Annotated in this window: 29 protein-coding genes and 1 pseudogene; 17 read left to right on the forward strand and 13 right to left on the reverse strand. The window is 50.0% G+C overall.

Annotation, left to right across the window (positions count from 1 at the left end; all coding sequences use genetic code 11):
* Positions 1-3: 3 nt before the first annotated feature.
* Both BZK41_RS20645 and BZK41_RS27305 read right to left on the reverse strand, forming a co-directional pair.
* Positions 4-138: pseudogene (locus tag BZK41_RS20645) on the reverse strand (DUF905 family protein); the annotation flags it as partial.
* Positions 117-266: a hypothetical protein gene (locus BZK41_RS27305; RefSeq protein ID WP_172313249.1), complete on the reverse strand. Its 150-nt coding sequence runs from the start codon at positions 264-266 to the stop codon at positions 117-119. The gene BZK41_RS27305 and the pseudogene BZK41_RS20645, both read right to left, overlap by 22 nt.
* A 174-nt stretch (positions 267-440) precedes the next feature.
* On the opposite strand from BZK41_RS27305, the gene BZK41_RS20650 reads away from it, so the two are divergent.
* The gene (locus BZK41_RS20650; protein WP_079939382.1) at positions 441-1601 is read left to right on the forward strand and encodes an IS30 family transposase; all 1161 of its coding nucleotides are present in this window, start codon (positions 441-443) and stop codon (positions 1599-1601) included.
* Positions 1602-1662: 61 nt separating this feature from the next.
* Here the strand turns inward: BZK41_RS20650 and arsH are convergent, their stop codons facing one another.
* Complete coding sequence (gene arsH / locus BZK41_RS20655; RefSeq protein WP_079939383.1) at positions 1663-2361, reverse strand: arsenical resistance protein ArsH; 699 nt, start codon at positions 2359-2361, stop codon at positions 1663-1665.
* 85 nt (positions 2362-2446) lie between these two features.
* Here arsH and BZK41_RS20660 point away from each other — a divergent pair, with 85 nt between their 5' ends.
* Genes BZK41_RS20660 through arsC form a run of 3 tightly spaced genes read left to right on the forward strand, consistent with a single transcriptional unit; the run spans position 2447 to position 4539 of the window.
* Complete coding sequence (locus BZK41_RS20660; RefSeq protein ID WP_079939384.1) at positions 2447-2767, forward strand: transcriptional regulator; 321 nt, start codon at positions 2447-2449, stop codon at positions 2765-2767.
* 44 nt (positions 2768-2811) lie between these two features.
* Positions 2812-4101: an arsenic transporter gene (locus BZK41_RS20665; protein WP_079939385.1), complete on the forward strand. Its 1290-nt coding sequence runs from the start codon at positions 2812-2814 to the stop codon at positions 4099-4101.
* Between the two features lie 12 nt (positions 4102-4113).
* Positions 4114-4539: a glutaredoxin-dependent arsenate reductase gene (gene arsC, locus BZK41_RS20670; protein WP_079939386.1), complete on the forward strand. Its 426-nt coding sequence runs from the start codon at positions 4114-4116 to the stop codon at positions 4537-4539.
* Positions 4540-5135: 596 nt separating this feature from the next.
* On the opposite strand, the gene BZK41_RS20675 is transcribed toward arsC, so the two are convergent.
* The 7 genes from BZK41_RS20675 to BZK41_RS20705 all read right to left on the reverse strand — a co-directional run bounded on the left by BZK41_RS20675 (position 5136) and on the right by BZK41_RS20705 (position 10303).
* Complete coding sequence (locus tag BZK41_RS20675; RefSeq protein WP_079939387.1) at positions 5136-5603, reverse strand: hypothetical protein; 468 nt, start codon at positions 5601-5603, stop codon at positions 5136-5138.
* A 23-nt stretch (positions 5604-5626) separates the two neighbouring features.
* Positions 5627-6067, reverse strand: coding sequence for a YfjS/YafY family lipoprotein (locus BZK41_RS20680; RefSeq protein ID WP_079939388.1), 441 nt, complete (start codon positions 6065-6067; stop codon positions 5627-5629).
* Positions 6067-6303: a protein YpjK gene (ypjK, locus tag BZK41_RS20685; protein ID WP_001144029.1), complete on the reverse strand. Its 237-nt coding sequence runs from the start codon at positions 6301-6303 to the stop codon at positions 6067-6069. Before ypjK ends, BZK41_RS20680 begins: the two co-directional genes overlap by 1 nt.
* Positions 6304-6343: 40 nt before the next feature.
* Positions 6344-7045 (reverse strand): WYL domain-containing protein, encoded by a 702-nt coding sequence (locus tag BZK41_RS20690; protein WP_079939389.1) that lies wholly within the window; start codon positions 7043-7045, stop codon positions 6344-6346.
* Between the two features lie 216 nt (positions 7046-7261).
* A complete protein-coding gene (locus tag BZK41_RS20695) occupies positions 7262-8083 on the reverse strand; it encodes a DUF932 domain-containing protein (protein ID WP_079939390.1) in 822 nt (273 codons plus the stop codon).
* 91 nt (positions 8084-8174) lie between these two features.
* Positions 8175-9038, reverse strand: coding sequence for a GTPase family protein (locus BZK41_RS20700; protein ID WP_079939391.1), 864 nt, complete (start codon positions 9036-9038; stop codon positions 8175-8177).
* A gap of 98 nt (positions 9039-9136) precedes the next feature.
* A complete protein-coding gene (locus BZK41_RS20705) occupies positions 9137-10303 on the reverse strand; it encodes a hypothetical protein (protein ID WP_079939392.1) in 1167 nt (388 codons plus the stop codon).
* A 369-nt stretch (positions 10304-10672) separates the two neighbouring features.
* Here BZK41_RS20705 and BZK41_RS20710 point away from each other — a divergent pair, with 369 nt between their 5' ends.
* From BZK41_RS20710 to BZK41_RS20720, 3 genes are all read left to right on the forward strand, one after another.
* A complete protein-coding gene (locus tag BZK41_RS20710) occupies positions 10673-11248 on the forward strand; it encodes an inovirus-type Gp2 protein (RefSeq protein ID WP_079939393.1) in 576 nt (191 codons plus the stop codon).
* Between the two features lie 143 nt (positions 11249-11391).
* The gene (locus BZK41_RS20715; protein ID WP_079939394.1) at positions 11392-11598 is read left to right on the forward strand and encodes an AlpA family transcriptional regulator; all 207 of its coding nucleotides are present in this window, start codon (positions 11392-11394) and stop codon (positions 11596-11598) included.
* 226 nt (positions 11599-11824) lie between these two features.
* On the forward strand, positions 11825-13027 hold the full coding sequence (locus BZK41_RS20720) for a multidrug effflux MFS transporter (protein WP_079939395.1): 1203 nt from the start codon (positions 11825-11827) through the stop codon (positions 13025-13027).
* 7 nt (positions 13028-13034) lie between these two features.
* Here BZK41_RS20720 and BZK41_RS20725 read toward each other — a convergent pair whose 3' ends face one another.
* Together BZK41_RS20725 and BZK41_RS20730 are read right to left on the reverse strand one after the other, a co-directional pair.
* Entirely contained in the window at positions 13035-13715 is a 681-nt protein-coding gene (locus BZK41_RS20725) for a nitroreductase (protein ID WP_079939396.1), read from the reverse strand.
* 259 nt (positions 13716-13974) lie between these two features.
* A complete protein-coding gene (locus BZK41_RS20730; protein ID WP_253193779.1) occupies positions 13975-15000 on the reverse strand; it encodes an alpha/beta hydrolase in 1026 nt (341 codons plus the stop codon).
* Between the two features lie 272 nt (positions 15001-15272).
* Here BZK41_RS20730 and BZK41_RS20735 point away from each other — a divergent pair, with 272 nt between their 5' ends.
* From BZK41_RS20735 to BZK41_RS20765, 7 genes are all read left to right on the forward strand, one after another.
* Positions 15273-16439 carry an aldo/keto reductase gene (locus BZK41_RS20735; protein ID WP_172313252.1) on the forward strand — a complete coding sequence of 389 codons (1167 nt, stop codon included), beginning with the start codon at positions 15273-15275 and terminating at the stop codon, positions 16437-16439.
* Positions 16440-16453: 14 nt separating this feature from the next.
* Positions 16454-17134, forward strand: a complete 681-nt coding sequence (locus BZK41_RS20740; protein WP_079939398.1) for a heavy metal response regulator transcription factor — start codon at positions 16454-16456, stop codon at positions 17132-17134.
* 15 nt (positions 17135-17149) lie between these two features.
* Complete coding sequence (locus tag BZK41_RS20745) at positions 17150-18607, forward strand: heavy metal sensor histidine kinase (RefSeq protein ID WP_079939399.1); 1458 nt, start codon at positions 17150-17152, stop codon at positions 18605-18607.
* Between the two features lie 64 nt (positions 18608-18671).
* Complete coding sequence (locus tag BZK41_RS20750; protein WP_032950016.1) at positions 18672-19151, forward strand: cupin domain-containing protein; 480 nt, start codon at positions 18672-18674, stop codon at positions 19149-19151.
* Entirely contained in the window at positions 19129-19890 is a 762-nt protein-coding gene (locus tag BZK41_RS20755) for a carboxymuconolactone decarboxylase family protein (protein WP_079939400.1), read from the forward strand. Before BZK41_RS20750 ends, BZK41_RS20755 begins: the two co-directional genes overlap by 23 nt.
* Before the next feature lie 9 nt (positions 19891-19899).
* Positions 19900-20484 (forward strand): flavodoxin, encoded by a 585-nt coding sequence (locus tag BZK41_RS20760; RefSeq protein ID WP_079939401.1) that lies wholly within the window; start codon positions 19900-19902, stop codon positions 20482-20484.
* Positions 20485-20591: 107 nt separating this feature from the next.
* Complete coding sequence (locus tag BZK41_RS20765; RefSeq protein WP_079939402.1) at positions 20592-21656, forward strand: alpha/beta fold hydrolase; 1065 nt, start codon at positions 20592-20594, stop codon at positions 21654-21656.
* A 221-nt stretch (positions 21657-21877) separates the two neighbouring features.
* Here BZK41_RS20765 and BZK41_RS20770 read toward each other — a convergent pair whose 3' ends face one another.
* Positions 21878-23566, reverse strand: a complete 1689-nt coding sequence (locus BZK41_RS20770; RefSeq protein ID WP_079939403.1) for an SgrR family transcriptional regulator — start codon at positions 23564-23566, stop codon at positions 21878-21880.
* Between the two features lie 198 nt (positions 23567-23764).
* Here BZK41_RS20770 and BZK41_RS20775 point away from each other — a divergent pair, with 198 nt between their 5' ends.
* Genes BZK41_RS20775 through BZK41_RS20785 form a run of 3 tightly spaced genes read left to right on the forward strand, consistent with a single transcriptional unit; the run spans position 23765 to position 26470 of the window.
* A complete protein-coding gene (locus BZK41_RS20775; RefSeq protein ID WP_079939404.1) occupies positions 23765-24841 on the forward strand; it encodes a Gfo/Idh/MocA family oxidoreductase in 1077 nt (358 codons plus the stop codon).
* Entirely contained in the window at positions 24841-25668 is an 828-nt protein-coding gene (locus BZK41_RS20780; RefSeq protein WP_079939405.1) for a sugar phosphate isomerase/epimerase family protein, read from the forward strand. Before BZK41_RS20775 ends, BZK41_RS20780 begins: the two co-directional genes overlap by 1 nt.
* Positions 25669-25678: 10 nt before the next feature.
* Positions 25679-26470: an alpha/beta hydrolase gene (locus tag BZK41_RS20785; protein ID WP_172313255.1), complete on the forward strand. Its 792-nt coding sequence runs from the start codon at positions 25679-25681 to the stop codon at positions 26468-26470.
* Positions 26471-26488 lie beyond the last annotated feature (18 nt).

A 26488-nucleotide genomic window follows, 5' to 3' on the forward strand; every position in this document is an offset into this window, starting at 1 on the left:
GGGTCAGTGGGTGGATACGTCCGTACAGATACCTGGCTTGCGGATATAGCGGTTAAGACCTTCACCGGCATCCGGTTCAAAGTTCCATGCCCTCCAACCTTCGGCATCGTGAATTATCAGACGGACGTGACTGCCCTGCCGTCTTCAATGTTAATACCGGTGATTCCGGCAGGTACCAGTGGCGCTGCTGCGCAATCAGCCGATAACCACTGAGGTAGGTCATAAAACGATTGGTAAAACGACTTCAAACCTTCAGAATTGTTCATTATTACTCCTCAGAAAAATAATAAAAAAGCGGCAGAATCGTGAGATTCTGCCGTGATCGGTTATGTTCAGAGGAATGATATATATCTGAATACTTTTATAAGGCTGATAGGCCGTTCTGTGCTGTGAGTTCAACGAGTCGATGCAACGCTATCCTTAATCAAGGGGGTGTTGCCATGAAACGAAGAACGCGTATTAACTACACGCCAGAACAGAAAGCGATTATCTGGGACAGGTATAAGCAAGGTGATTCCCTGCATGATATCGCCAGAATGTTCGACAGATATCATTCTTCTATTATGCCCACTATCCACCAGACTGGTGGCTATCGTCCCCCTGTCCGAAAGCGGCATCCGTTGGCTCTTTCACTTAATGAAAGAGAGGAAATATCCAGAGCGCTGGTAGCAAAAATCAGCATCAGAGCGATTGCAAACAAACTTTCGAGAGCACCCTCAACGATTAGCCGCGAGATCAAGAGGCACGGTGGTGCAAAACAATACCGTGCATCAAAAGCTGATACTGCTGCGTGGGAAAATGCTCTGAGACCAAAACCTTGCAAGCTAATCGAAAGACCCGCACTGTGTAAAATCATCGCAGAGAAGATGCATCAGGACTGGTCGCCGGAACAAATCGCCGGTTGGCTGAAACGCTGTTATCCGGATAATCAGGAAATGCATGTGTCACACGAAACGATATATAAAACGCTTTTTATACAAACCCGGGGTGCATTAAAAAAAGAGCTGCAGCAATGCCTCAGAAGCGGGAGAGTCGTGCGTAGATCCAGAACATCATCGCTTAAAGGGAAAGGACTAGGGTCAATCCCGGATACAATCTCTATCAGCGAAAGGCCATCTGAAGCCGCTGACAGAGCCATACCGGGTCACTGGGAAGGTGATTTGATTCAGGGTTCTAAAAACTCCTATATCGTCACCCTCGTAGAACGTCATTCCCGTTTTGTTATGCTGGCCAAGATCAGGGACAACAAGACCATCACGGTTATATCAGCACTTATCAAACAAGCCAGGGAATTACCTGCTGAGCTTTATAAAACATTAACATGGGACCGGGGCGCTGAAATGACCAGCCACACCCGGTTTACTGTAGCCACAGATATTCAGGTTGACTTCTGCGATCCTCAATCCCCCTGGCAACGCGGCTCCAATGAAAATACGAACAGATTACTCAGGCAGTATTTTCCAAAAGGAACTGACTTATCGGTACACAGCCAGCAAAGACTAAACAGTGTTGCCAGGCAGCTCAACGAGAGGCCAAGAAAAACGCTGGACTATGAATCACCCGCAGAGCGTTTTAACCAATGTGTTGCATCCATCGGTTGAACTCACAGCCAATAGCGGACGTTGTTAAGCTCATGCAGTATGGATTCACGAAGAATAGACGTTATATTTTGTCCTGATTGACACGGGATGAAAGCTCCTGATGGCTCTCTTTTCGCTCGCTGTAACGATCCGCAAGATAACCGGTTTGTCCCTTAAGCAGCAGTGTGATTTTAAACAGCTCCTCGGCTACATCGACGATGCGGTCATACCATGACGAAGGTTTCATTCGTCCGTTTTCGTCGAACTCTTGCCATGCCTTGGCTACGGAGGACTGATTGGGGATCGTAAACATCCGCATCCAGCGGCCCAGAATACGCATCTGGTTCACTGCATTGAAGGACTGCGAACCGCCGCAAACCTGCATTACCGCAAGCGTTTTACCCTGTGAAGGACGAACTGCGCCTTCACTTAAGGGTATCCAGTCGATTTGTGCCTTCATAACCGCGCTCATTGCCCCATGCCGCTCCGGCGAGCTCCACACCATTCCGTCACACCATCTGACCAGGCCGCGTAGTTCGGTGACCTTAGGGTGCGTGTCCGGTGCATCATCCGGCAGGGGTAAACCGGAAGGGTTAAAGAGCTTCACCTCCGCGCCCATCGCCGTCAGCAGGCGACCGGCTTCTTCCGCGGCAAAGCGGCTGTAGGAGCGCTTCCTTACTGAGCCATACAGGATCAGAATCCGTGGCGTCTCCTGCAGGTGCAGGCGTTCAGCGATGTGTTGATCAAAGCATTCGGTGTTCAGGGCAGGAAATTGTTCCATTTTTCTCCTCCGGAGAGAACAGATGATTTCAAATTTAATACATATGATTTACCATATGTGTATTCTAAAGGGAATGGAGTGATAAATGCTACAACCTGTTCAGCTTTTCAAAATCCTGTCGGATGAAACACGGCTCGCCATCGTCATGCTCCTCCGGGAGTCCGGTGAACTGTGCGTCTGCGATATCTGCGCGGCCACCTCCGAATCACAGCCCAAAATTTCGCGACATATGGCTATCCTTCGCGAGGCTGAGCTGGTTCTTGACCGTCGGGAAGGCAAATGGATCCACTATCGTCTGTCACCCCACATACCGGCATGGGCAGCAGAGACAATCACGACGACCTGGCAGTGTATGCGGGAGGATGTGCGTGAATGGCTGGATAAATCAGCCTGCACCTCCTGCTGAGAAAGAAAAACACATTTACATAATCATATATAACGGAGTCTGAGATGCTTTTGGCAGGGAGTATATTTTTACTGACGCTGGTACTGGTGATCTGGCAACCCAGAGGCCTGAGTATTGGCTGGAGCGCGAGTATCGGGGCAGTGCTGGCTCTGGGAACCGGTGTCATCGATATTGCTGATATACCCGTTGTCTGGAATATCGTCTGGAACGCGACAGCGGCATTTATTGCGGTGATCATTATCAGCCTGCTGCTCGATGAGTCCGGTTTCTTTGAATGGGCCGCACTGCATGTCTCCCGCTGGGGTAACGGGCGTGGCCGCCTGCTTTTTACCTGGATAGTGTTGCTCGGTGCCGCTGTTGCTGCGTTGTTTGCCAATGACGGTGCCGCGCTTATCCTGACGCCGATTGTGATTGCGATGCTACTCGCACTGGGGTTCAGCCAGGGCACGATGCTGGCCTTTGTCATGGCCGCAGGATTTATTGCGGATACGGCCAGCCTGCCGCTCATTGTTTCTAACCTGGTGAATATCGTCTCAGCGGATTTCTTCGGTCTGGGCTTTACGCAGTACGCCTCTATTATGATCCCCGTGGATGTGGCAGCGATTGTGGCCACGCTGGTTATGCTGCATCTCTTCTTCCGTAGGGATATTCCGGCCTCGTATGACGTTTCTCTGCTGAAGTCCCCTGCCAGTGCGATAAAGGATCCGGCGACCTTCAGGGCGGGCTGGGTTGTCCTGTTATTGCTGCTTGTCGGTTTCTTTGTTCTGGAGCCGCTGGGGATCCCAGTCAGTGCGATAGCGGCTGCCGGCGCTGCAGTGCTGTTTGTGGTGGCGAAACGAGGTCATGCCATCAACACCGGGAAAGTCCTGCGCGGTGCGCCATGGCAGATTGTTATTTTCTCGCTGGGCATGTACCTGGTGGTCTATGGTCTCCGCAATGCCGGACTCACGGAGTACCTGTCTGGCGTGCTGAACCTGCTGGCAAACAAGGGGTTATGGATAGCGACGTTCGGCACCGGCTTCCTGACGGCATTTCTCTCATCAGTGATGAACAACATGCCGACGGTGCTGATTGGCGCGCTGTCAATTGACGGGAGTACGGCGACTGGCGTCGTCAAAGAGGCAATGATTTATGCCAATGTGATTGGCTGCGATTTAGGCCCCAAAATCACCCCGATTGGCAGTCTGGCAACCCTGCTGTGGCTGCATGTGCTTGCCCAGAAAAATATGACCATCACCTGGGGATATTACTTTCGTACCGGCATTGTCATGACTGTGCCCGTGCTGTTTGTCACTCTGGCCGCGCTGGCATGGCGGCTCTCTGTCACTTTGTAATGAGATACTGATATGAGCAACATTACCATCTATCACAACCCGGCCTGTGGCACCTCGCGTAACACGCTGGAGATGATCCGTAACAGCGGCAATGAACCGACAATAATTTATTATCTCGATACGCCCCCGACCCACGATGAGCTTATTAAACTTATTTCAGATATGGGAATTACGGTACGTGCATTGCTGCGTAAGAATGTTGAGCCTTATGAGCAACTGGGACTTGATGAAGAGAAATTTAGTGATGAGCAGTTGATTGATTTCATGCTTCAACATCCGATCCTGATTAATCGGCCGATTGTCGTTACGCCGCTTGGCACTCGTCTTTGCCGTCCTTCAGAAATAGTGCTGGATATTCTACCGGAAGGCCAGAAAGGAGCGTTTACCAAAGAGGATGGCGAGAAGGTCATTGACGAAACGGGGAAGCGGGTTAATTAATCTTCCCACTTCAAAATATCGGACGCCTGTTTACGCTATGTGAGCGTCCGCTTTTCGCTCTCAGCGGACCTTTGGCTTAGAAAGCTTGTCCGCTTTGTGCTGTGAGTCCAGCGATTGTTGCAAGAATCGAAGTACACTAACCAACTGGGAGCGGGTCACGTCGGCAATTGAAGCTGCAGGCAGCTCCTGCAGCTAGTATTGTTAACATTTTAACAGCAGCACTCTGCTTCTTTTTCACTACATTCTTCACAAACTCTGCAAGAGCAGAAGTCCTCAAGATTATTACACTGGCTACATTTTTTGCAGGTACAATCCGATTCTTTCTCGTCACAGTTCTCACAAGTTCCACAGGTGCATGCACTCATCATGTGTGCACACTTATCACAAATTTTATCCATAGTTTCTCTCAACCGCTAAATAAACAATCTCAACATAACACGTGATTATTTTATCATTTCTATATGGTCAACTAAAACTGGCCACTACGCTCATCATTCGGAAGTGCCTGGACTAATCGGTGGAAATAAAAAGTAAAAAAATAAGCCCTGACTGCCTCTGGCAGCCAGGTATGTTGTTATGGATGGAAAGCACGACAGTCACTCGTTAGTGCAGTCTGCTAATGTTGGCAGTGCCTTCGTAGCTTTCGTCAGGTCAACGCTGAAGGTCCCTGCTTTGCGGTCATTGACGTAGACTTCGAACTGACTGGTCTTGCGGATATCCATGATGAAACTAAACCAGGCATTATCCCCGTTACGCCAGCCAAGGGTTGAGGGAATGGCATATTGCTTATGGTCCATCACCACTGTGATGTCGGTACTGTTATCATGCGAGCTGATCGTTTTATCTCCTGCGAGGGTCAGAAAAACCGAGTGCTGGTAAATACCGTTCTGGTCCGGATTTTCCGTGCAGTTGATGGTGAACATCTTTCCGCTGCTATTCGTCACACTGTATTCCGCATTGCCCTGACCGTACCCCTGTTGCCAGAGCCCTGAAACCGCCGAGGCATTGAAGCTGACAAGCAGCAGTCCTGCGAGCATGAGCCGGTTTAAAGAATTTATTTTCATTTCTGTCTCCTTTGTCTTTGTATTTATTCCCGGTTATCAGGATTTGAGGGTATCAGCAGCCGTCCCATCAGTTTGCCGTCATGGGAATATTCAAGGAAACGCTCCCGGGTGCGCGGGTCAGTTTTCTCGTGGTATTCCAGGCTGATGTTGTCGGCAATACACAGCGCATTCATCAGCGGCTGGACGGTTTTTTCCTCCATATCCACCAGATAGTAGTAACTGCCACCCTCGCAACCATCGGGCGACTGGCGGGTACGTAAGACCTGCAGAGTGGGGCCAGAAAGAGCAATCTGCGACCACTCTTCCCTGACATCATCCTGACGGCTGACCACATCGCTGAAGCGAGGGGGCGTGAGATCCTTAAATTTAATGACAGCTTTCAGGTCATCACTCCTGTCATCGCAGGCGCTCAGAAACAGAGTGGTGGCAACCAGCGCCAGCAGAGGTAGTGTTTTACGTTTCATTATTTTTTCCCTGAAATCAGACGAACCACTTTGGCAAAGACATAAATCCCCACGAAAATACCCACCGGCACGCCGACAAACGGCGTCAGCGCGACACTGGCAGCACCGGCTGCGCCACCTCCCGTCAGTAGTGCGGCAACGGTGGCAAGTGTCAGGGCCGTGAGGCTGTCGGAAACCCCGGTTTTATTCAGAATGATGACGATGATAACAATGGCGATAATGGCAATAACGGGCACTGGGCTCCTCCCTGTTGCCGGGTTGATAACAACGCCTCCGCTATTCCGGTGGACTGTCAGCCGGAACAAACGTAAGCAATGACTGCTGGATAAAGCGAAAATGGGGTAAGGCCTGAATGAAGACCGGGTCTTCAGTCAGATGGCACAGACTGTCATTGCGGCGAAAAGCCTCCTGCAAAGGCTGAATCAGATGGATTTCATCAAGTGTGAATACGGCGATATGCCCTTCGTGTTCAGCCACCAGATACCAGGTCTGCTGGTGGATGAGTAACCGGCAGGGAGCCAGGCGCTCACAGCGTCGCCCCTCCGCAATCAGCGTCACCCGCCTGCGCCCGGTAATGGCCTGAATCAGTCTCCAGAAAGACAATGCTCCTGAAGGCGAAGGAACCGGATTGGCTGGTGCTATCACGCAGGGAGACTCATCGCACATCAGCAGTGCGTTCACCAGACGGCGGTCAAGGCCGGGAAAAAGTCCGGCCAGCCCGCTGCGGTGGGCAAAGATAAGCACGTCGGGCACCATCTGCATCTCACTGCCAGCAGTGCGTAAGCGGCAGTATCCGGACTGATACTCCAGGTCCAGATACATCAGTCGCTCACGAAAATCACGCCGCAGCGTACGCACTGACACGCCAAACTCAGCGGCCAGTTTGCGCACGCTCAACGTTTCACCCGCCACCAGACGGCTGATTATCAGTGACAGCCTGACAGCCAGCCGGTCATGGCGGCGTTCTGCCTGTGTCATGAGAGGTTCTCCAGGAAAGTTAACTGACTGAAAATGATGTGATTACTTTAAAGAAGGGGGCGGACAGGGTATGGACAACGCAGAAACTATTTTTTATTTCTGCAAAAGCCAGATGTAACGGGGGTTACAGGCTATTACCGGGAGATTGAGGCATACGAGCACGTAGCAATTCGGACAGGTGGTGTCCGATATTAACAATGTGGCAACATGAAACGTCTACTGCAGTTGCGTGAGCAATGTTTCTGCCATCACCCACAGCGCACGGTTAAGCTTCATATCCCCGTCAATGCCACGCACAGCACGGGTATGCGTCCGTCCGCCTTTAGCATTACGCCCGCTGAGTCCGCCCTTAATCAGGTTTTCCTGCACACGCTGATAGGTGGTCCAAAGGTCATTGCTCTCATCCTGCCAGCGGCGCGGGGAAAGTATCTGCGATTCAGTAACCGGCTGGTGGTCCTCGCCAAAGCGATACGTAAGCGCGGCTTTTGCCAGTGCCTGCTGCACAGGTAGCGGTAACAGCAACGACTGCATGGCATCCCGCTTTTCTTCCACACGGTCAAAAATCCCCAGCACTTCATACGCCCCCTCAATAACCTGACTCACCACATCCCCCTTGTGTGGCACCCGTACCTCGCCAAAGGATTCGCCGCAGACAAGCCCGTTTTGACACACAGCCCTGAACAGGCCAGGCAACATCTGGTAAGAGCTGGTGCCATCATGGGAGTTGAGCAGGATAATTTCCGGCACCTGCTTACCGGTAATCTGCCCCTCACGTCGCAGGCGCAGCATGTGCTTCGTATGTTCACGACGGCCAGGATCGCGAACACGGGTCTGACAGGCAAAGAATGGCTGGAAGCCTTCCCGCTGTAGACTGTCCAACAGAGATATAGTCGGAATATAGGTATAACGTTCACTGCGGGATTCGTGTTTGTCCTCGCTGAATACGCTGGGCACCACTCGAAACAGTTCCTCTCGGGTTAATGGACGGTCACGACGAATTAGGTTTGATGCGCCAAAGCGCGAAGCCAGACGGGTCATAAGCAGACTCCTCAGTATGGGTAAAATAAATTAAGAAAGCCCTGCCGCAAGTGCGGCAGGGCTCGGAGAATAACAGGGCAGAATTAAACACTCAGAAGAAGAAATCCCAGACAGCGCGGGCCACTGACACCACCGAGGAACGCACGGCCTGAATAATGGTCCGCACCGGGGCGGGAATAAGGGGAAAGGTGCTTACCGTATCGAGTATGGCACCTACGGTTTCACCGAAATCATCACGGGCCTGTTCCCGGACTACCGTTGTGCGAAAGGGATGCTGCAGTTGCGCTACCACCGGGCTACTGACCTCACGTGGCAGACACTTAATCATCCTCTCAGCCATCATCCGCAATCCCCATTGCAGACGGACCGACACGGCACACACCGGATGCACAGGCTGAAAAATCTCATGCAGCAGGCAAATTTTACGGCTGATGTTTTGTTTTTGCTCTGTGGACAATCTTTCTCCACCGGTTGTGGGCTCGGCCTTGTCCGACTGGCTGATAACAAACAGCACCTTATGCCGGTATGCTTCACCAATCACCTGACGGTAAAAATGCTCATCAGTCGCCAGTGCCCGGTCATCAGCTTTAATCAGCCACAGCACTAGGTCGAGCCGGGGAAGTTGCTCACGGTAGAGCGCAGTATACTCAGTATCTCGAACACCACTTTCGCCCACGCCGGGCATGTCTACGATGGTCATAAAGCGCTCACCGACTTGCAGACGAAATCGCAAAGGTTCACGGGTGCAGGCCGCAACATCGCTGACCGGCGATACTTCGCCGACAAACAGAGCATTGCAAAGGCTGCTCTTTCCCACCCCGGTTTTACCCATAATGCCGATCACTGGCTCGTAGCGGGTTATCTGATTTATCTGCTGCAATATACGTTCAGACACCCACTGCGGCAGGCCGGAAAGCGAATGGTTTAATGGCTGCAAACCTTCTGGGTTATTCATGATAACTCCTGCAATAAATAAAGCTAAAAACGGCAGGACCGTGAAGTTCTGCCGTTATGCTGGTATGTTCATGAAAATGATATATATCGAAAATATTTTTAATCTTTGTTTTTTTCTTTCATTCTTTGGTAAGCATCATCAATCAAACTTTTCAGTATGGCATTTGGTTCAACGCCTGATAACTGCTGTATAGCCATAAGCTTTTTCCTGGATTGCGCCGTAAGCTTGATTCCCGTCGTATCTTTTTTTATTTTCTGACGATGCCGCCTCTGCACCCAGGCATTGCGCGCATTGTCCAGGAAAACGTTCCTGCAAGCATCGGGCGTAGTGGGATTTAATAGCTTCTTTAGCGAAGACGGCTCTTCGGGGTTAGCCCTCACTTTACGGGCATTTTCTTTTTGTTTACTAAACTGTTCATTCGTCCACCCGGCCCAGTTATCAAACGTTGCCAGCAAAAAATATTTTCTTTGCTTAGACGATGACGGAAGCACATCGCATCCAATATGATTTTTCCGCATGTAGTCCCACAACCAGAGAACATTATCTTCTTCGTTTAAATCAATCCACTTAAATGGGCGAGGGAATCGACTAAAATGCTCGCACCACGCTTGGTGTGCTTTATCTATTAAAGAAATCTTTTTATCAATTGTAGTGTTTATCTGATCAATCAGGAGCATCACATTAAAAATGTAACCATCAACCGTATCGCTGACAGTGTTAATACACTGAAAGTTAATTCCATTAGCATGATCATCAACAAAAACGCCGAAATTATTCTTTTCAAAAAAAGGATTTTTCAGATTTTGATCACCTTTAGAAACAGTCGTAAACTCTTGAACCGAATGTATATATGAAGCATCAGCAGTATGTTCTGACTTATCATTAATAAAAGGATTGAAATCACTTTTAACAGATGGGATAGAGAATCCTTTTAAGCTACTTAAAACAGGAAGAGAAATCTCACTATGGCTTGCTAGCCAAAACATTGTATAACATGCAACCCTGTCGCTATCTTTCATCCAAATAAAATAAACCTCAGGAACAATAGTCGCAGAGGCATATGCCTTCATATCACGAACGATTATTTTCCTTCGTTCTCTTAACGAGTCATTATCAGCAATAAGTTTATTGATCAAATAAGCATATTGAGTCGCAGAGTGAAAAAATCTCACTTCTTCCCAGTTCACCTTTGCTTTGTAGAGCGTCTCAAGGCATCTCAGATACTGATAATACTTCCTACAACGACCATAATCCATCTGCGCCATCCAAATCACCCAATAGAGCCACTACATTTGAAGTTAAAACCCATCAAAAGCTGTGTGCAATCAAGCTACGCGTAATTTTTTACATTACTAGGTTATGGTATAAGCCGCTCCCTCCTCCATACACAGCCAATTTTTGTTCGTATGAGTTGCCAAGGTTTCCACCTTGCACAACTGCTTCAAATGCAGCACAGATACGTCAACATCCAACAGCATCGTAGAATCAGTGCTAGTGACGGCTGTTACTTCGTAACAACGATCATTTAGGTTAATTAGTTTAATTAATATTCCTTCCACCTCTTGCCATCAAACCACCTTACAAAAAATACAACACATCCCTTTCCTCTGGACCATAATCTCAGAGGAAACAACATGAACGATAACTATCCATACATTGCCAAATATAAAATGGACTGGTTTTTACATAGCCTGATAAATCACCACCTGAATAGTGTCATTGAACGCTATTCAAAGGTGATCGGTCTCCGACTGGACTTTTCGTACAACCAGAACTCAGAACGTTACAAAAAGGACTACAGTTGCCTCCAGCAGGATCTTCGGAAGCTATTTAAGCAAGTCGAACAGGAACATAGTATAGCTGGATTTTTTTGGGTAATTGAATATGGTGAGGACAATAGGTTTCATTCTCATACAGTGGTGTATCTGGACGGACAAAAAATACGTAAAACATTTCCGGTAGCAGAACGTATTGGTAACTTATGGAGGGAGATAACTCAGGGAGACGGTAAATATCATCGATGTGAACACAAGGAGAACTATAAGGCTGACATCAATAAGATCATTAACCATCGGGATACTGATTACATCCAGGGATTGAGATATATCATTAGCTATCTTGCTAAGCAGGAACAGAAGTATGGCATGAATATCTACGGGAGTAGTGAAGTGCCAACACCAAGTGGATTAGGCCGCCCAAGGAACTTATAAGCGAAGTATTTTATATAGGTAAGGTTTACCCTTGCCTATGTTCCAAACTTTTTTTACAACTGAAGCCATTGATGTGGAGGAGCTGGCAGTAAATAATTTTACTAACGGCTCTGGTTATTTATCCTTAATCGGAACACATCACAATGTATACAAAGCCCACATTGCTTGAAGATCAATTTATTGATATGAAATTCATTACCCAGCTCACTGGTCTGAGCGATAAATGGTTTTACAAACTAATACAGGATGGATTATTCCCGAAGCCAATTAAGTTGGGCAGAGCTTCCCGATGGTTAAAAAGCGATGTGGAAGAGTGGTTGTATTATCGGATTTACGAATCCAGAACATAATCCAGCCTGGTAAATTGCGGACAGAATCATCTCGCCAAAAAAATTCATTTTGTTTATTCCCAAATTAGTATCTCTCAAGAGTATTCTTTGAGAGTCAGAGTTGCATCCATCTACAAGTTCTCAGTATTAATGAATACCATTCATAGTCCCTATCCTCCCTCCTGTGATTATCAGCGAGCACAAACCCGTTAACATACCCCTATCTCTTCATGTCCAACGGATCACCATGCTTAATCAACAGGCACGTACACAGCCGGCTACTGCTAAAAAAACCGGCCTGTCGTTTTTACTCATTCTCAGCGCCCTGATGGCTGTTACCTCCTTATCAACCGACATCTATCTTCCCGCCATGCCCGTCATGGCGAAAGATTTACAGGGTGATGCTGAGCTGACAATCACAGGGTTTCTTATCGGCTTTTGCATTGCACAACTGATTTGGGGACCGATTAGCGATCGTTATGGGCGTCGACTGCCACTGTTTATCGGTTTAGGTCTATTCATCGTCGGCTCGGTGGGCTGCGCGTTATCAACGGATATCGTGCAAATTGTCTTCTGGCGCGTTTTTCAGGCGTTAGGTGCCTGTACCGGGCCGATGCTGGCTCGAGCAATGATCCGTGACCTGTTTAGCCGTACTCGTGCAGCACAAATGCTTTCGACTCTGATGATCATCATGGCCATCGCGCCGATTGCCGGGCCCCTGATCGGCGGGCAGATAATTAGAGTCACCTCGTGGCATGCCATTTTCTGGCTGCTGGCGATTATCGGAACATTAATGCTGATGTCTTTATTCTGGTTACCCGAAACATTACCTGCTGAAAAACGCTCGCAAGCCTCCGTAACCAGAGCCTTTCAAAACTACTATGCTTTGCTAACTAACGCTAAATACATGCGGTTTACGCTATGCCTGACGTTCTACTACGTTGCAGCCTACGCCTTTATCACCGGTTCCCCGTTTGTGTACATCACGTACTTCGGCGTTGATCCGCAGCACTACGGTTGGCTGTTTGCAGTAAACATTGTGGGATTAATGGCTGTGAGTATGGTCAACAGACGTCTGGTTCACCGCTATCCACTGGAAGCGTTGCTCAGGAATGCCGTATTCATCGCCACTATTGCCGCAATAGTGCTGGCGGTCACCACCGGCCTGGGTGTAGGTGGAATTACCGTGATTGTCGGCGCTGTGTTCGTATTCTTCTCCATGAATGGCATCATCGCAGCGACATCCACGGCTTGCGCATTAGATGCAGTGCCAAATGTGGCTGGCTCCGCATCGGCGCTAATGGGGGCATTACAATACGGCAGCGGCATCATCTCTTCACTTCTTCTTGCCCTGTTCAGTGATGGCACACCATGGACGATGGGATGGATAATTGCGTTGTTTACAGCAGCCAGCGCCCTGATGGCACTGACCGTTCAGCTAAAAAAATAAAACGTCGTTATTGATGCCAGACGACACTTTCGTCCAGAGATACCCGCCCTTCCCTGTAACTTAGGGAAGGATGCGTTTCATCTGGGATCCCAAAAGAAATACCGTAAAGCAGCCTGAAGCCCTCAGGAACATTTAATATTCGACGCACCGTTTGGGCAAAATAACTCAGCACTGCCTGTGGAACGCCTGCGTAACCACGAGCTGCCAGAGAAAGCAGGAATGTCTGGGCATACATCCCGGCATCCGAGGCAACACGAACGTTGTCCCCAACAACAGGAATGAACAACAGGGCAACATGAGGTGCTCCGAAAAATTTCACGTTACGCTCGACCACTTCTGAGCGACTTAAGTTGTTCCCCCGCGCAACGCCCAGTGCCTGATAGTACGAGCGTCCCTGCTCCGAAGCTCGTTGCCTGAATGGCTCGGGATAGGCTTCTTTATCAAACGTAAAATCAAGACTGTAGTTCCCAGTCCTCAGATCTTCTGTCAGCGCGCGGCTTAATTCCCGAAGTTTATCTCCTGCAACGATATGCAGGGACCAGGGTTGAGTATTGCAGTTGGATGGTGCGCATTGCGCTTCGAGCAAAATGTCTTTGAGGATATCGCTGGGGATGGGAGATGGAAGAAAGGCTCTAGCCGAGTATCTGTTTTTTACTACCTCACTAAATGTTGGCTCTTGCGTACTCATTTGCTTCTCCGCCTGAAAGTAATTTGAAGTGAATGATTCACTCTCTCCCGATCCATCCTGTCACATCAGGCTCATCGTTTTCATTCCCGGTTCCAGATTAGGTCTATGAATTCCATTCATAGCGCCTATTTAAGCAGCGTAATTATCTTTAACCGCAACTTCGTTAATCTGGGTCTATCGCGTGAACACGCAAGCGGAAAATGGCTACAGCTGATGGACATACCCCAGCCTGCGCGGCTGGGGCCTCATCGGAGGCTAACTAAATATTCTTATTGAAGAAGACGTCTAGCTTTTGCAAAGCCTCATCAACGTATTTTGGCACCCAATACGTCTCGATATGGGTAGCGCCATCGATCAGGAAGAGTTCTTTGTCCTTCGTACCGGTGGCTTTCGCGAACGCATTTTCAGTCATATAGAGCGTATCCGCTTTTGTACCGGCAATCATCAGCAGCGGTTTATTGATGAGATTGATATGGTCCGTTACGTCAAAGCTTATCAAATCCAGAAGACTGCTGGTGGTGTATTTAAACGTGGAATTCGGGTGCGCGTGAGTTTTCCAGTAGTACTCGTAACCCTGGCGATACAAGGCAAAAGGTAATTTAGCAATCTGTTCATCAGTCAGGTTGGCATCGCCGGAGTAAAGCACTTCTCCTACGGCTGCTTCCTGAGCACGTGCGTCAGAAGCCTGCTGAAGACGCTGCTGGATAGTATCCAGCTGTGAATCCTGCATACCGTTGCGGCGCACAAGGCCTGAATTAAACATGCTGATGGTTGCTATCGATTTGAACCGCTTGTCAGTTTCAGCCGCAACAAGTGAATACCCGCCGCCTCCGCAAATACCCAGCAGACCAAGGCGGGCGGTATCGACACCAGGATATTGACTGATGTAGTCAGCCATGCCGTGGATATCCTCAATGCGATTAGCGGGTTTATCCACGCTGCGAGGCATCCCACCGCTAGCGCCCTGATAAGCCGCGTCGGCGGTAATGGTGATGTAGCCCTGTTCGGCGAGACGCTGGGCATACAACCCGGCGACCTGTTCTTTTACGCCACCATTAGGATGTGCAACCACCACCGCAGGGTATTTTTTGGCGGGATCATAGTTAGCAGGGGTATAGACATTCGCCGCAATCTGGATGCCATGCAGATCGTATTTCACCGGATGAATGTTGACCTTGCCTTTGACGTTCTCGGTGATGGCACCGTCATAGACGAGTGTGAATGGATTTTTTTTGTAATCAGCCGCATTGACTGAGGTCACTCCAGCCATTGCCGTGAGTAGCATTGCACTGATAAGCGTGAATTTCATGGTCTCTCCCGATGAGTGTCGGCCTGGTTATACAGGCTCGCGGAATCAAATTTGCAGGCTCAGATTAGGCGGAGAGGGCTGTCAACATCGTGACAGGGAAATAACATTTTTGTCAGGAATAGACTTGATAGGTAGGTGTTTCTGACAACGCTGTCAGGTAGCCGTCAGCTTTATGTTGGCAATCACAACGCAGAATGGTCCCGCTTAAATGAGAATCATGTTTAATTTTCTGAGAAACGGAGCGATCAATGAAAAGCCAGAATGCCCCAACAATGCCAGAGCGGCGCAAGCTATTAGTCGCCGGGGCCGGTATTGCCGCCGCCTCGCTGATTCCGCACGTATCAGCGACGAGCCAAACCTCTCAGGTCGATTCATCCAGACAATCCAGCCAACGCCCTTCAGCTCCTGGCAAGCGTAAACTCGGGAAGCTGGAAGTTTCTGCCATCGGTCTGGGCGTGCAGAACATGAGTCGTAAATACGACACCTCCGTTCCCTGGCGTCCCGAGATGATCAATGTTATCCGTCGGGCATTTGATGAAGGGGTAACGTTTTTCGACGCAGCTGAAGCCTACGGCCCGTTTGAAGTCGAAAAAATTCTCGGGGAAGGCGTCGCCCCGTTCAGGGACAAAATCGTTATCGCCACCAAGTTTGGCTGGAACATTGACCAACAGACGGGAAAGCGTCTGCCGGGCCTTAACAGCAGGCCGGAGCATATCAGGCAGGTCGTCGACAATATGCTCAAACGCCTACGTACCGATCGTATCGACTTACTGTATCAACACCGGGTTGATCCACAGATCCCTATCGAAGATGTCGCCGATGTGGTGAAAGATTTAATGGATCAAGGGAAAGTCCTGCACTGGGGTCTGTCTGAAATGGGCATCAACACATTGAGGCGCGCCCATGCAGCATTACCCGTGACCGCCGTACAAAGTGAGTACTCCATGCTCTGGCGTGGCCCTGAAAAACAGGTGCTTCCAGTGTGTGAAGAGCTGGGCATTGGCTTTGTACCATGGAGCCCACTCGGTGTGCAGTTTTTAACGGGCTGGATTGATGAGAATACCCGGTTCGCTGCCGGTGATTTCCGCGCGACAGAAACACGCTTCTCGCCTGATAACCTGCCACACAACTTACAGCAGGTTGAGCTACTGAAGTCCTGGGCAATAAGAAAAAATGCCGCGCCGGGGCAGATTGCACTGGCATGGCTCCTGGCCCGTAAACCGTGGATTGTTCCCATTCCTGGCACCACCAATAAAGACCATATGCTGCAAAACACAGCGGCTACCGGCGTGTCGCTGACTTCCGCCGAGATGACCGAGCTCACCCGCTCACTGGACGCCATCACTATCCAGGGTCAACGTCTGCCGGATGCCGTGCAGGTTTATTCCGATGTTGAAGCACCGATGAAAAGTTAAGAGGAAGTCCCGTTATGCGTCTGTTGTTAGTCGAAGATGAAGAAAAAACGTCAATCTATCTCAACCGTGCGTTGAGTGAGTCCGGATTTACGGTAGATGTCTCTGCAGACGGAGCTGAAGGTCTTCATTACGCGCTGGAGTTCGACTACGACGCGATAATACTGGATGTGATGCTGCCGGGGATGGATGGTTACCGGGTACTTGAGGGTGTGCGAGCTGCCAAACAGACGCCGGTGCTGATGCTTTCGGCTCGGGGTTCGGTCGATGAACGCGTTAAAGGGCTTCGTCTTGGCGCGGATGATTATCTCCCCAAGCCCTTCTCGCTGATTGAGCTGGTGGCGCGTATTCAGGCACTGGTACGTCGCCGCGCTACGGATGGCGCAGACATCACCCAACTGCAAATTCACGATCTGCATCTCGACCTGCTGGCTCGCCGCGTATTTCGTGGTGGAACACGGCTGGAACTGACCGCAAAAGAGTTTTCCCTGCTGAGCCTTCTGGCCCGGCATCAGGGGGAGATTCTGTCAAAGATGATGATAGCTGAGCAGATATGGGACATGAACTTTGATAGCGATGCCAACGTGGTTGAAGTGGCCATTAAACGCCTGCGAGCCAAAGTGGATGCGCCGTTCGACGTCAAACTATTACATACCGTTCGTGGCATGGGTTATGTCCTCGAAGTCCGGTCCGAATAAATGAAGGGGATAAGCATGCCTAAGCGTTCCATCTCCGTCCACCTGGCGCTGATGTTTGCCTTATCCGCGCTGCTGATTGTGTCCGTTATCGGCATCCTGCTCAGAAGCTCTTTGCATGACTCTTTGCAAAAGCAGATGCACAACGAATTGTTATTCCGTGAATCATTAATGAGCCCGTGGATCACCGCCCGAACCTCCGCTGACGGCTGGTCTACCCTGGCCAATAAATTCACCGTGTTAACCAATTCTGAAGGTGAACGCGTTCGCTACTGGATAGTGAGCGATAACCCACGCTTTAGCATGGGGGGAACACCACCGGTGGGTGTTGAGTGGTCTTCTTTACAGGAAGGCTTTAATAAAGTGCCCGGCGCATCGGAAGGTGCCTGCTCGCTGTTTCTGTTAGTGAAAACGATCCCCGCCAACGGTGAAAGGCCTGAGCTGCGCTATATCGTTGCCATCGACTCCACGCCGTATATGGGCACACTGAATGCCTTCACCCGGACGCTGTTAATCATAGCCGCGCTGGGCATCGTGATTGTGGCCTTGCTGGGATACATCGTATCAAGGATCGGTCTTCGTCCCGTTGGAGCACTCAGTAAAGAGGCCCAGCATCTTGCACCGGGTGACCATGGCCAGCGTCTGAATACCCGCGCTTTGCCAGAAGAACTGCAGCAACTGGCGTCATCATTTAATGGCGTGTTAGAACGTCAGGAAATCGCCTGGCGTCAGCTCGACAGCTTTAACGCCGATGTTGCGCATGAACTCCGTACCCCGCTGACCAACCTTATCGGCCAGACGCAACTGGGTCTCTCGCGCCGACGCTCGCATGAGGAACTGGAAGAATTATTGGGTTCCAATCTGGAAGAACTGGAACGCATGACGTCTATCGTTAACGACATGCTGTTCCTGTCCCATGCCCACGCGGGTGAACATGCTTCCCAGCTTACGCAGGTGTCCCTGCGCGAAGAAACCCTAAAAACAGCGGAGTATGTGGAACCCTCTTTTGCTGAAAAACAGCTCTCTCTCGATGTTCAGGGCGACGTCACCGCGGACATCGACCGACGACTGTTCCACCGTTCACTGGCCAATTTACTGGAAAACAGCGCAAGACACTCCCCCTCCAACAGTACGGTTACGGTGCGGTTAAGCGAAACCGGTCATCAAGCCTGTGTTGAAGTGTCAAACCCGGGCGATCCAATAGCACCAGAGCACTTACACCGGCTTTTCGAGCGGTTCTATCGCGTTGACACCTCCCGGGCCAAGAGTGATACCCATCATGGACTGGGCCTGTCGATCGTGCGTGCCGTCGCCATTATGCACCGGGGATATGTCTTTGCCCGTAGTGAAGGAGGCATCAATACTTTTGGCCTCACCTTTGCGCTACAAGCGGATAAAGCGGCAGACAATGCTCAATCCGGTACTGAGCCGGGACCCGGGTTAGCTGACAGAATTGTCAGGGGGGCGTCAGCCTGACGTCATTACCCTCCCGATAAAATCATCGCAGGCAATCCCCTCTTCATTGATAAGGACGCTTTGCATGATCGGACATTTACGTTACCTCGGGCTGTTACTGCCCTTCTTCACATTTTCATCCTGGGCAGCGGAACAAAATCCCGCTGTCCATATCGCCCCCGCAGGAAGTCAGAATGCGGTGTTCGGGCCAGCCGAGAACTTTACCGGTCGTGTCAGGGTTGATCCTCTCTTCAAACCGGATAACGACATCCCTGTTTCCGGGGCTTATGTCACGTTTGAACCCGGCGCTCGTTCCGCCTGGCATACGCATCCGGCAGGTCAGCGGCTGATTGTGACCTCGGGTGTTGGGCTCACCCAGCAAGAAGGCCAGCCGGTGCAGGTTATCCGCGCCGGTGACGTTGTCTCTTGCCCGGCGGGCGTCAAACACTGGCACGGGGCGGCCCCCGGCAGCGCGATGACGCATCTGGCGATAACCGGGATTGTGGATGGCAAAAGCGTTAACTGGATGGAGAAAGTGACAGATGAACAATACCACGCCCATTAAAACATTAGCGGCAGCGGTACTGCTGACCTTTGGTTTTGGTCTCGCGGCACATGCTGCGTCCGTCAATAAAGGAGCCTCAGAAATGAACCACGAACAAACGGTTTCAGATACGCTGTCAGCGAGCCAACAGGCCATCCCGTTGATTGCGGCATCGATGGCCAGCAGCCAGATGGATAAGCTGAATGCAGCCCTGAATCAGGGTCTTGACGCAGGGCTCACGATAAACGAAACCAAAGAGATTCTCGTCCAGCTTTATGCCTATACGGGCTTCCCCCGTAGCCTGAATGCGCTTAGTGAACTGATGAAGGTCGTCGAAGCACGTAAACAACGTGGTATCAAAGACGTTGAGGGTAAAGAACCGGTTGCCCCGATCCCTGTCGGGGATGAGCTTCGCCGTGTCGGTACCGCAAACCAGACAAAAATCTCAGGCGCTCCCGTCCAGGGCCCACTGTTTGATTTTGCCCCGGTGATTAACCAGTTCCTGCAAACGCACCTTTTCGGCGACATTTTCGCCCGTGATAACCTCGACTGGCAAAGCCGCGAGCTGGCAACGGTTGGCGCATTAGCGGCCACGCCGGGCGTCGAATCACAACTGCTGTCGCATACGCGAGCCAGCATGCGGGTCGGCCTGACGGCGTCGCAGCTGCGCCATCTGGCACAGGTTCTGCGTGAACATGGCGAAAGTGATGCAGCAACGCGAGCTGAAAAGGCGCTGCAGCAGGCGCTCGCAAACGATTAGGAGTGGATTTTGGAGCATGATCCCAACCGCAGAATGTTAATCACCGCACTTGCCGGGCTGACGCTGGCGAACGTTGCTTTTGCCTCAGCTGCGAACGGAACCGCAAACGTGCAGGGTAAAAGCCGTGTTCTGGTGGCGTACTTTTCCCGCAGCGGAAATACACGGGTGATTGCGGGCGTCATTCACCGCAGCCTGAATACCGATCTGTTTGAAATCGAACCGGCTACGCCTTATCCGGAAGACTATTTTCAGACCGTTGAACAGGCGAAAAATGAGCGTGAGCGGGGAGTAAAACCCGCATTGAAAAATAGCGTCGCAGATATCTCACGCTACGAGACCCTGTATTTAGGCTTTCCGATCTGGGGGACCAGCGTGCCGCCTGTAGTGCAAACTTTTCTCAGCAGCCACAACCTTGCGGGCAAGTTAATCATCCCCTTCATTACTCACGGTGGCTACGGTAAAGGAGACAGCGACGACATCCTTACCCGTCTTGCCCCGACTGCACGTCGGGAAAAACCGCTGGTCATTGAATGCGACCAGGAGCGAAGAACCACTGAAACGGTTACCAGCTGGTTAGAGACAATACGCAGTTAATCGTCCGCATTCATGAGTCTGCCAAATAAGGGCAATCAGGGGTGCTAAATAATTAACGCGGACAACTCAGATATTATTGAACGGCAAACATAACAGAGGATGTAATCTTGAAGACAATCTTAAAAACGCTGGCCATCTGCGTAATGGCGGGTGGCCTGGTGGCTCAGTCGGTCTATGCCGAGCCGCTGGTCATTCAGGAACAAGGAAGCTTTTCTGCTGGTGGCACCATCATCACCGCACCAGGAAAATTTGACGCGAAAAAGCCGCTGGAGTCTGCTGGTCAAACCTACCATGGCGATCATGCCTCAGTGTTCTACCAAATTCCGGAAAATCCGCATAAATACCCTATCGTCATGCTGCACGGCGCAGGTCAGTTCTCCCGTACCTGGGAAAGTACTCCGGATGGTCGTGAAGGGTTCCAGAATATATTCCTGCGTCGTGGATTCTCAACCTATCTTGTCGATCAGCCGCGTCGGGGCAGCGCCGGGCGTACGACTGTAGAAGGTACGGTTACGCCTAAACCGGATGAGCAGATGTGGTTCAACCAGTTCCGCGTCGGCGTGTGGCCAGAGTATTTTAAGGGCGTTCAGTTCTCTCACGACAAAGAAGCACTGAATCAGTATTTCCGTCAGATGACCCCGAATACCGGACCGTTTGATATCAATGTTATCTCGGATGCAATGTCCGCCGTCGTGGATAAATCCGGCCCCGCTATCCTCTTCACCCACTCTCAGGGTGGCGGACCAGGCTGGTACACGGCGATGAAAAATGACAAGGTCAAAGCCATTGTCGCCTTTGAGCCAGGAAGCAGCTTTGCCTTCCCGGAAAAAGAACTCCCAGCCCCTATGCCAAGCGCGTTCGACACGCTGAAGGGTGAGCCGGTGCCGATGGAGCAGTTTATGGCGCTGACCAAAATCCCGATTCTGATTATTTACGGCGATAACATACCGGATAAGCCGGTTGCCATGCCCGCGCAGGACAGCTGGCGTGTACGCCTTGCGATGGCGCGTGAGTGGCGTGACGTGGTGAATAAGCATGGCGGGGATGTGACGGTAACGCATTTGCCTGAAGTGGGAATCAAAGGGAATACCCACTTCCCGTTCTCTGATTTAAATAATGTGCAGATTGCTGATTTGGTGAGTAAATTCCTGAAGGAGAAAACTCTACAATAAAGGGAAAAGCTTTGCCCCTCGGAAATGAGGGGTCAGGATGAAAAGCTTCTTTAGAATAATTTGCTTTTTTGGACGACTGGTGCATGGCTAGAGGCAGTAAAATTTAACAAACGGCTATAAGTAAGAGGACATTCTGACCACATTGGACTTGGGTATGTACAACAATTTAACCATCAGTTTTACGAAAGATATCAGACAATATTTTTGCGAATCGAATTGCTTCACCGGATATCAAACCAGGCATCACTGAAATTGACCCAACCGAGTTCATTACTGAATGCAGAATTGTGGCGAATTTGCTCGTGATCGACACGATGATAAACCAATGGGATAAACCAGCGTGAGAAGGTGAATTGACGCACCAACTTTTCCAGCGCTTTTTCACAAGCTATTTCACCGCTGCGTATTTCCTTTGCCACCTGGCTCTTCTCTTTCTTCCAGCCGTTTCCGCATCGCTCCAGAATAGGATCAGACTGAAGCCAGTTGTTTAGTGAACAATCATTGGCATCATCCAGAACAAAATTGGTTAGCCATAAATCAATATCCGCTGGCGGCGTGCTAAAGAACTCCTGAAACGAACGAGTGACAACCCGGCATTTAATCCCGTAGCGCTCAAGAATGCTGACTATCCCTTCTGCATGTTTCGCCAGTTCCGGTTGCTCGAATGTGGCGAGGGTCAATTCACGGTACATTTTGTGGCGTATAGGAGGAACAATATCGAGGATACGGTGATACCAACCAGGCAGCAGCCCCTGAGCAACTGAAAGGGCGAGGTTCATTTTTTTACGGTGAGACGAATTTTTGAGGATGTCCACTGGCTGAAGGACATGATTAAGAAAGACCCGGTCTTCTTCCTCAGCAAATCGTCCATTCCCGTCGACCACCAAAAAACACGAGCCCCGTTCAATCCTTGCTTGTGAAACTTCACTTTCCCCGCTGCTCATTCCTTGATAGAAGACCTGAATTCGGCCCATATCGAGAATATCGGACTCGATTCGCATAATGTTCACTTCATCGATAACGGGCCTGAGTCCGTGATACCAGGGGTTTACCTTCATGACAAGGTTAAAATCATCATGACTTTTAACCAGCCAATGCCCCGAAAAAATAACCTTCCCTTTATTCATTCCGTAAATCAAAGCTGAAGTATGTGAAAGCAAATCTGCGAAATGTATATCCGGGGTTTTTAGGGTAAATATTAGCCTTTGTCTATCAATAGCCTGTATCTTTTCAATCCCGGAATAAATACGTGAAAACACAGGTGACCGACACATGGCGTTGAGGCATTTCTCAATGTCAGATGCCTGTAGAGGTGAGCCATCAGAGAATTTCAGTCCCGACCTCAGATAAAAGTCCCATTGGGTTGCGGTGTCATTCTTGACCCAGTGGTGCGCCAGGTCAGGAACCACTCTTTTTAATTCATCGTCATAACGAGTCAGCCCTGAGAAGCATTGTCTCAGCAAATGCCGCTCAGTTCGTCGTTGGGGCTTCCAGGGCTCAAGCCTGTCCAGGCTCCGGTACCAGGGAACGCGGACAATCTTACTCTCCCCCTCAATCACCGTCCCCAGGTGTTGATAAATCTGATTTTCCAGCTCGGTGGTATCCCCTTCGATAAGGGTCAGCATTTCAGCCAGCCTGCCGCTTTCAAGCATTTCCCTGATCTCATTTTGTGAGATTTGCTCGGATGAACGCAGAAAAACAAGCCGGGACTGCTTGCCACGTCCAGAGGCCGGAAACCACTGAATCCAGCCGTGATCTGCCATTTCCGTCAGTACCAGTCTGACATTGCGCGACGTACAGCCCAGAACCTCAGCGATATCAGACACCTTCACAAAGACATCTTTTTCAGGATGGAACCTCCGTTGTAGGCGAATGTAGAGGTCGTTCAGTCTGGATGATTTAATTGACATGATATTTCCGGGTTTATTTGCTGTTTATAAGAATTTTTTGTGATGACAATCACACCAAATCATCTTTATGAAATAAAGGAGGAAGAATACTGGAGTGATTTTTTCAGTTTTCCATATTCCTGGCAAGCCAATAATGGAGGTATCCGGATACAGCCAGACATGGCTATCTGAAATGGTCACTTTATTGAGGTAAGCGAAATGACAGTTGAACAGAAAAAATTACGAGTAGGTGTTCTGGGCTGCGGCCCCATTTCTCAGGCCGGGCATTTTGAAGCCTGTTCAAAAGCCAGTAACGCGGAGCTTTACGCTATCTGCGACAGCGCAGATGACTTGCGTAGCCGTATGCAGGCAATCTGGCAGCCGACGGTCGCTTATTCTGACTATCAGCAAATGCTGGATGACGAGAACGTCGATGCCGTCATTATTGCAACCGCAGATGCCTTCCATATTCAACTGGCGATGATGGCAATTAACGCAGGTAAACATGTCCTGTGTGAAAAACCGCTCGGTATTACCATCGACGAGTGTGAAGAACTGGTGGCGGTCGTCAACAAAACCGACCGACTCTTCCAGCTTGGACACATGAAACGCTTCGACGGCGGAATCCAGGCTGCGCGTGATTTTATCCAGTCGGAAATGGGGCAACTGGTCGCTTATAAAGGCTGGTACTGCGATAACAGCCAGCGCTACCTGACCATTAATGCCGTTCAGCCGCAAGTGATTCTGAGCGAGTCTAAACGTAAACCGAAAATTGCGCCAAAGGCCGATCTTCAGCAATACAATCTGTTGTCACATGGCAGCCACCTGCTGGATACGGCTATGCACCTGGCGGGTGATATTACCGAAATTGAATCCCATTACCTCAAACGCGCAGGTCATCAATGCTGGTTAATGAGTGTTGCCTTTGCTGACGGTACCCTTGGGCAGCTCGATTTGACGCTGGGTGTTCATATGGACTGGCATGAAGGTTTCCAGATTTATGGGGAAAACGGCAGTGTTGTCGGCAAAACCTATAACCCATGGTTCTATAAATCCAGCGACGTAGAAATCTTCAGCAAAGCGACCGGGAACTTCACCCGTCCTCTGGCAGCTGACGGTCAGTTCTACCGCCGCCAACTCGAAGCCTTTGCAGACTCGATTTTGAACGAAACGCCAATCATCCGCGCAGCAACCCTGGAAGAAGGTTTGCGTACAGTGAGAACCATGGTGGCTATCCAGGAATCAACACGAACCGGTAAATCTGTACGTGTTGCTGATGCAAGAGGGTCTGTATAATGAATAAAGGCATTTTTTCGAAAACTTTCGATACCACCAGTGTGGATCAAAATTTTGCATTAATAAGCCAGCTTGGGTATCAGGCAACACAGTTTAATTTTGCCAGTGCAGGGCTTAAAGCCCTGCCGGATAACGTCCCGCTTGAGGTTGTTGAGCAAATCCGACAGGCGGCAAAGAAACACAACGTTCAGCTGGAAGCGATATCAGCGACATTCAACATGACGCACCCGGATCCTGCGGTGATTGAGCATGGTATGCGCTGCCTGGATGCAATTTGTGCGGCAGCAGAAATGCTGGAATGTCCATTGGTCACGCTCTGTACCGGCACGATGGACCCGGAAGACCAGTGGCGTTTTCATCCAGATAATAACAATCCTGAAGCCTGGGCAAGTTTGGTGACCTCCATGCGTAAAGCACTCGCTATCGCTGCGAAATACGGCGTGGCGCTGGGTATCGAACCTGAACTGGCAAATGTGGTGAACTCAGCCGCAAAAGCTCGCCAGCTGATAGATGAAATGGGGAGTCCGTTGCTGCGAGTGATATTCGATCCGGCGAACCTGTTTGAAGAAGCCACGCTTGCGGAACAACACCAGATTATTAGTGATGCTCTGGGCTTGTTGAGCAATGATATCGCGATTGCTCATGCTAAAGACAGGGCCCCGGATGGTTCATTCACCACCGCCGGTCGAGGTGTACTGGATTACGATTTTTATCTGACACATCTGCGTAATACAGGTTTTGACGGTTGTGTTGTGACTCATGGTCTGGCAGCAGACGAAGCTGGCGAAGTCTCCGTCATGCTTGATACCTACCTGCAACCGGCCTAAGGGGGGAACCATGCTACATACCTTCCAGCATAACGGGTTGAATTTTAATTACTACGACAACCAGGCCGATGGGCCAGTCATCGTATTTCAGCACGGACTGACAGGGGATCACGGCCAGACACGTTCCACTTTCATTGATGAGCATTGCCGTCTTATCACACTGAATTGTCGTGGACATGGCGGTTCTGACCTGGGACCTGTTTCAGAGCTGAACATCAGTAATTTTACAGATGACGTTATGGCACTGGTGGATCATCTGAAGCTGGAAAGCGTATCGGTGGCAGGAATTTCTCTTGGAGCAGCAATGAGCGCCGCACTTGCGGCGCGTTATCCGGATAGAATTAAATCAGTCACCCTGGTTCGTCCTGCATTCTTTACGAAGGGCATGCCGGACAGCCAACAAGTCCACAGTGTCGTGGCGAACTACATTGAGATTTATGGCGCGGATAAAGGCCTGGAGAAATTCAGGGATACTGAGATTTTTGAGGAGCTGTCTCTCCAGTCTCCAGATAATGTCAGTTCACTGGTCAGTATGTTCAAAATTGATCCAGAACGAGTTATTCCACTGCTCAGAAGGATGACGACATGCGATACCTGTTTTGATGCAGAGCTTATCAGGAAGTCAGGCATTCCATTCCGTGTGGTTGGCACGTTCTACGATGTTATTCATCCGATTTCCAAAGCAGAGAAAATTTGCGAAGCATTAGAAATTGAGTGCGTAGATATAGCCTATCCCAAAATGCTAAATAGAAAGCGCTATAACGAAGATATTACCGAAATCATTAAAAGTAATATTTTCTAAACCATCACTGAAAATATA

It is taken from the genome of Citrobacter sp. A316 (assembly GCF_002042945.1).
Lineage (GTDB): Bacteria > Pseudomonadota > Gammaproteobacteria > Enterobacterales > Enterobacteriaceae > Citrobacter > Citrobacter portucalensis.